The sequence below is a fragment of the Corynebacterium sp. genome, from assembly GCF_043426755.1.
Lineage (GTDB): Bacteria > Actinomycetota > Actinomycetes > Mycobacteriales > Mycobacteriaceae > Corynebacterium.
Genome location: NZ_JBHWRP010000028.1, coordinates 1 through 5,971 on the forward strand (window position 1 = coordinate 1; position 5,971 = coordinate 5,971).

General features: G+C 62.3%; 7 protein-coding genes. 6 read left to right on the forward strand and 1 reads right to left on the reverse strand.

Translation table 11 applies throughout. From position 1 onward, the window contains the following. A partial coding sequence (locus tag ACHFGA_RS02715) for an ArsR/SmtB family transcription factor (protein ID WP_394280908.1) occupies positions 1-225 on the reverse strand: 225 nt, incomplete at its 3' end. 190 nt (positions 226-415) lie between these two features. On the opposite strand from ACHFGA_RS02715, the gene ACHFGA_RS02720 reads away from it, so the two are divergent. The 6 genes from ACHFGA_RS02720 to ACHFGA_RS02745 form a co-directional block, all read left to right on the forward strand. Continuing rightward, on the forward strand, positions 416-1,453 hold the full coding sequence (locus ACHFGA_RS02720) for a DUF2268 domain-containing protein (RefSeq protein WP_394280909.1): 1,038 nt from the start codon (positions 416-418) through the stop codon (positions 1,451-1,453). Between the two features lie 26 nt (positions 1,454-1,479). Continuing rightward, positions 1,480-2,259, forward strand: coding sequence for a MerR family transcriptional regulator (locus ACHFGA_RS02725; RefSeq protein ID WP_237203329.1), 780 nt, complete (start codon positions 1,480-1,482; stop codon positions 2,257-2,259). Positions 2,260-2,307: 48 nt separating this feature from the next. Then, a complete protein-coding gene (locus tag ACHFGA_RS02730; RefSeq protein ID WP_237203328.1) occupies positions 2,308-3,417 on the forward strand; it encodes a site-specific integrase in 1,110 nt (369 codons plus the stop codon). Then, positions 3,414-4,898: a site-specific integrase gene (locus ACHFGA_RS02735; RefSeq protein WP_237203327.1), complete on the forward strand. Its 1,485-nt coding sequence runs from the start codon at positions 3,414-3,416 to the stop codon at positions 4,896-4,898. The genes ACHFGA_RS02730 and ACHFGA_RS02735 overlap by 4 nt, the downstream gene beginning before the upstream one ends. Next, the gene (locus tag ACHFGA_RS02740) at positions 4,888-5,277 is read left to right on the forward strand and encodes a DUF6262 family protein (RefSeq protein ID WP_237203326.1); all 390 of its coding nucleotides are present in this window, start codon (positions 4,888-4,890) and stop codon (positions 5,275-5,277) included. Before ACHFGA_RS02735 ends, ACHFGA_RS02740 begins: the two co-directional genes overlap by 11 nt. A gap of 182 nt (positions 5,278-5,459) precedes the next feature. After that, on the forward strand, positions 5,460-5,971 hold a 512-nt coding region (locus ACHFGA_RS02745; RefSeq protein ID WP_394280910.1), incomplete at its 3' end, for a peptidase dimerization domain-containing protein.

The following is a 5,971-nucleotide window of genomic DNA, read 5'->3' on the forward strand; positions in this document are numbered from 1 at the left end:
GTACCGGGTTTTGCGGCCTTCCATTTTCGCCACGACAATTCCGCACCCGCGCAGGCAGGTCAGATGGTTGGAAACGTTGGCGCGGCTCAGTCCCAGGGCCTGGGCAAGTTCCGCTGGGTATCCGGGTTCGTGCAGCAAGGACAGGAGGATGCGTGACCGGGTGGGGTCGGCCATGGCGCGGCCAAGCCGGTTCATCGCATCGATCCGCGATTCAATGTTCATCATGCGATGTACTATACAGCACTTGATGTACTAGTGGCACCGCCCAAAATCGACCGTTATCTAGAGTCCGGGATCGGCGACTCGTCTTGACCTGCGGTTTCGTGTCATGGTCTGTGTCCATGAGGCGGCGAACATTGCCGCCTGTGTCGACACCCAAATCCGTCCGTGCTTCCGTTTAAGTTCGCAAGGCGTGTTGCGCAACTCGATCAATCCAGCGCGGGCGGCCCGGCAAAGCTCGGCACCCGGCAAAAGCGTCACCTGTGTCGCCGCCAGCAGTCTTGATTTTGACCTTAACGCGACGGCAATGTTTATCGTTTGTTTCATGACTATTTCAGTGATTGATAGCGCCTCGGCCATGAGCCGAGTTCTCCGAGCGGCACCAGATGCGCGCGCCGACCTGGTCCGTGACATGTGGTCTCCGCTCGCGGGGATGTACCACTTCGTTCCGGGAGGGGTGGATATGGCGACCGTCCACCGGCAGAACTTCGGCTTCGACTGGGAGAACCCAATCGCGCTGGTCGAGCAAGGCGTCGAGAAACTCATTGAAGCAGACGCATGGAGTCGCATCACCGGGGCACTCCAACGAGGCGCTGCGGAGTTGGAGGCGATCAACCCCGGCATCGATGTGCCCGACCTGCAGGTTCTGCTCGTGTTGGGCGATCCCGCCAACAAACATTTCGTTGACGAGATTCAGGGACTGTCGGCGTTCGGGGGAATCAGCGGCTTCATCACCATTACGGTCTGGCCGACTCCTCAGGTGCTCGACCGGCTCGAAGCGATTGCCGTTCATGAGCTGCATCACAACGTGCGGTATTCGCCGGGCGGTGTCGTCTGGGATCCGATGACGGTAACTGTTGGTGAACAGGTGGTCTCAGAGGGGCTCGCTGACGAGTTCGCCGCTGAGCTCTACGGCGATCGTGGGTACAGTCATTTCGTCAGCGCGCAGGTCCGCGACGATGACGAAGTCCTTGCGAAGGTCTCGTCGGGTCTCAGCGTCACCGGCATGCAGAACTTCACGGCCTGGGTTCATGGTGATGCGAGCGCGCGGCTTTTCGGCGCGGAGCCGGTGGGTCTCCCGACCGGTGCTGGATACGCAGCGGGCACGAGGCTCGTGCGCGCGTATCTCGAGGCCACGGGTTTTACTGCTGCGCAGTCCGTTGCCGTACCTGTAGATGAAATCCTGCGAGTCGCCGCGCCACTGCTAGGCCTGCGGCTCGATGGAGAAGACTGAGAACACCACACGTTAGGAGGCAGGTCATGGAATGGACGGTGAACGAGGCCGCAGAGCGTGCCGGCATCAGTGGCCGCACGTTACGCCATTACCACCAGATTGGCTTGCTCACCCCGGACCGCGTCGGGTCCAACGGCTATCGCTACTACGGCCCCGACGCGGTTGCCCGTCTGCAGAGGATTCTTCTCCTGCGCGAAACGGGCATGCCACTCGCCGAGATCGCAGCTGCACTCGAGAGGGCTGCAACTCCTGATGCGGAAATCGAGGCGCTCACCGGACATTTGGATCAGCTTGCTCAGGAACGCGAGACGCTGGATCGACGTATCAGCGCAGTGAAGCACACCCTGTCGATGCGTCGTCAGGGACGCGAGCCACGGATGGATGTCATGCTCGAGGGCTTCAATGATCGATACGAGGCTGAGGTTGTGGAGCGTTGGGGTCGAGACGCTTTCGAGGCCTCGAACCAGTGGTGGCATCGCAAGTCCGTGCAACAGCAGCGAGATTGGAAGGCACGCGCAGACGCGCTACTTGCCCGGTGGCGCGAGATCCAAGAAGAAGGCCATGAAGTGGAATCCACGGCCGCACAAGCGCACGCATCGGTCCATCTGGAATGGTTCAAGGAGATTCCTGGAACCCCCACCCACGCAGGCGATACTGAAAAATCCGTTGACATGATCCGAGGGCTCGCGGACCAGTACGAGTCGAACACTGACTTCCACGTGGCCTTCGGCACAACGGAAGCCGCGAGGTTCGCCGCTAACGCATTGCGACTTCACGTGCGACAAGTAGAAGCTTCCCCTTGCTGATCGCCCGAACGGCGGGCACGCTGTCATGATGGCCCGCGCGGAGGACTGATGCTTGTACAGCGTGTGCTTTCCCCGATCGATGGCGTGGAGTCATGGACGGTGCTGGGCGATGATGGTGCCCCGGTGGCTCCGATCGAACGGTACCTGGCGTACTTGACCCAGATTGAGCGGTCGCCCCACACGGTCAAGGCCTACGCCCACGATTTGAAGGACTGGTTTGAGTTCCTCAGCACTCAGGCCCTGGACTGGCGTGAGGTGCGGTTGGAGAACGTCGCCGAGTTCGTCGCCTGGCTGCGCCGTCCGCTGACACTGCGCGACGGGTCAGTTTCAATCCTTCCGTCGGTGGAACACCACTGCACTGAAGCGACCGTCAATCGCAAGCTCTCCGCTCTCAGCGCGTTCTATCAGCACGCCGAGCGCCACGGCATCGACCTCGGGGAGTTGCTGAGGATCTGGCAGCCGACCGGAGGCCGCAGCTCGGGTTGGAAGCCGTTCTTGCACCACATCAGCAAGGGCAAACCGCAGCCACGGCGCGCCATCGTGCTTCGCGCGCAGCGCAAGCTCCCGCGTGTACTAACCCCCACCGAGGCGCAGATGATCCTCGATGCTTGTGGCCATCTGCGGGACCGGTTCCTGTTCGCCGTGCTCTTTGACACCGGGATGCGGATCGGGGAGGCGCTGGGTCTACGACATGAGGACATCGCTGCGGCCGAGTCTCAGATCACGGTCCAGCGTCGGGTCAACGGCAACGGTGCACGCTCCAAGTCACGCAACCCGCGGACGGTACCGGTGAGTACAGAGTTGGTCCGGCTCTATTCCGACTATCTGTATCTGGAGTACGGCGATCTGGACTCCGACTACGTCTTTGTGAACCTGTGGGGTCGACCCCACGGTCACCCGCTGACCTACACAGCCGTTTACGACCTGGTCAAACGGCTGCGCCGACGTACAGGGATCGACTTCGACCCGCACTGGTACCGCCACACCGCCGCCACCCGGATGCTGCGTGACGGTGTGCCGATCGAGATCGTCTCCAAGCTGCTCGGGCACGCCGACATCACCACTACTGCCGCCGTCTACGGGCATCTGAGCGCCGAGGACGTCCGCCGCGCGCTGGAGGAAGCTGGCTGGTTCACCGGCAGAGAGGTACAACTGTGAGCACACCCAGCGCGCTGATACCCGAACAACTACCGAGGACGGGGAGCGAGCGACGCCGAACGTCCCGTCAGACGAGTAGTTGGGACACGGAGTATGGCCGGGATGTTTGGCGGCTGCGTGAGCTCGGCATCAAGGACAAACGCCTGGCCAGGATCACCTTCGAGGACATCCCACAGCCCTGGCTCAAGGCCTTGGCCAAACGATGGGCCCGCTGGCGCCTGGCCACGGGACTCGGAGTGGTCAGCGTCTCCTCGGGCACCCGGGCGATCACCTTTTTCGGGCAGTTCCTCACCGCTGCGGCACCCTCCGTCCAGGGGCTGGGACAGCTGGACCGGGAGGCGCTGGAACGCTACCTCGTCCACCTGCACGCCCGATGCTCGGGCACCGTGAAACACCGCATGCTAATCGGGCAGCTGAATCTGTTCTTCACCACCATCCGGCAACACGGCTGGGATGACTCTCTTCCCTCGGCGGTGATGTTCTACAGCGAGGACTTCCCCAAGGAAGCCATCCGGCAACCGCGCGCGCTGAGCGAAACCGTGATGGCCCAGCTGGAGAACCCGGACAACCTCGCCAAGTGGAACAACCCCAGCTACACGCTGATCACGCAGATCTTGATGGGGTGTGGGCTGCGCATCACCGATACCGTCCGCCTGCCGACCGATTGCATCGTCTACGACGGTGAGGGAGCGCCCTACCTTCGCTACCTCAACCACAAGATGAAGCGCGAGGCTCTGGTGCCCATCGACGCCGAGCTCGCCGACGCCATCACTGCGCAGCGATGCCGCCTTCAGGAGCGTTGGCCGGGTGGTGCGCCGGTGCTCTTCCCGCGAGCTACCCACAACGACGACGGCCAGGAGTCAGTCAGTGACGGCGTCTACCGGAAGGCGCTGCACCGTTGGCTCAAGCGCTGCGCCGTCCGTGACGAGCACGGCCAACCCGTTCGTGTCGTCCCGCACAGCTTCCGGCACACCCTGGGCACCAGGCTGATCAACAGAGACGTCCCCCAAGAAGTAGTCCGGCGGATCCTCGACCACGACTCCCACGTCATGACCGCCCACTACGCCCTGCTCAGCGACATCACGATCCGCCGGCACTGGGAAGCCGCACGGAAGGTCAACATCAAGGGCGAGACCGTCACCCTCGACCCCGACGGACCATTGGCCGAGGCAGCCTGGGCCAAGCAACGGGTCGGCCGAGCGACCCAGGCACTGCCCAACGGCTTCTGCGGACTGCCAGTCCAGAAGTCCTGCCCGCACGCGAACGCGTGCCTGAGCTGCCCTATGTTCATCACCACCTCAGAGTTCCTGCCCGAGCACCGGCAGCATCGCCAACAGGTCGTGCAGATCATCACCGCGGCCGAAGCCCGCGGCCAGCAACGACTGATCGAGATGAACCAGCAGGTCCTGGGAAACCTCGATCAGATCATCACCACATTGGAACGCGACCAAGACGGCGAAGCAGCACCTGATGCATGCTGATAACAGCCATCACCTGATCGCCGCCGCCCAACAGCGCCACGAGACCACGCGCACCAAAGCCACCCAGGCTCTTCGCAACCTCGACCGCGACGGCGGCGCGGTCACCTTCCAGATCGTCGCGCAAAAGGCGCAAGTCTCACGGTCCTGGCTCTACACCCAGCCCGATATCTGCGCCGAGATTCGACGGCTCCGCGACCTTCAGCACGGCTCGGATGGCTCACCGCTGCCCGCGCCCCAACGTTCCACCGAAGCATCCCTGCTACGCCGCCTCGAAGTTGCCAACGCACGCGCACGGGACCTCACCACCGAGAACCAGCAACTCCGGAAGCAACTGGAACATGCCCTCGGGCGAGCACGGGCATCGACTGCGGAACGGTGACGAGGCCGAGCCGCTTGATAGACGGCTCAAGATAACTACGTCCACCAGGAAGACTTCCGATCCGCTGAGTCGCGTGCTGGACGTCATGGCCACGTCTGACCGGACTCTAGATAACGACCGTTTTAATGCACATACTCACCTCAAGGAATCTCTATGGCAACCCGCACCTCATTAGTCACCTTTTGCCTAAGAGCCACACTATTGATAAGGCTGGCATCGCCTCGGTGATGGAAGCCTCCGTGCACCTCTTGGAATCTGACCGTACCGGCACAGGGGCAGCCCACGGCGACATCCACCTTTCCTTCGTACCCGATGAAGAAATCAGTCTGCCAGGTGTACGCACCATGGATATGGCCCGCTTCCCCGTGGACTACGCCTACACCCTAGACTCCTGCGAGCTGGGTGAAATAGTGGAGGCAACCTTCAACGCCGGCCACGCTCATGTTGAAATCACCGGGGTTACTGCCCACCCTATGAACGCCAAGGGTAACCTGCTCAACCCCATTCTGCTTGCCCAAGATTTCATTGCCCAGCTCGACCACACCCAGACCCCCGAGAACACCGAGGGGCGTGAGGGCTACCTCTGGGTCAATGGCAGCAGCGGCAACCAGGCAAGAGCCACGCTAGACATCAGCATCCGCGACCACGACCGTACCGGCTACGAGGCGAAGAAAGACCTACTGCGTAGCATCGC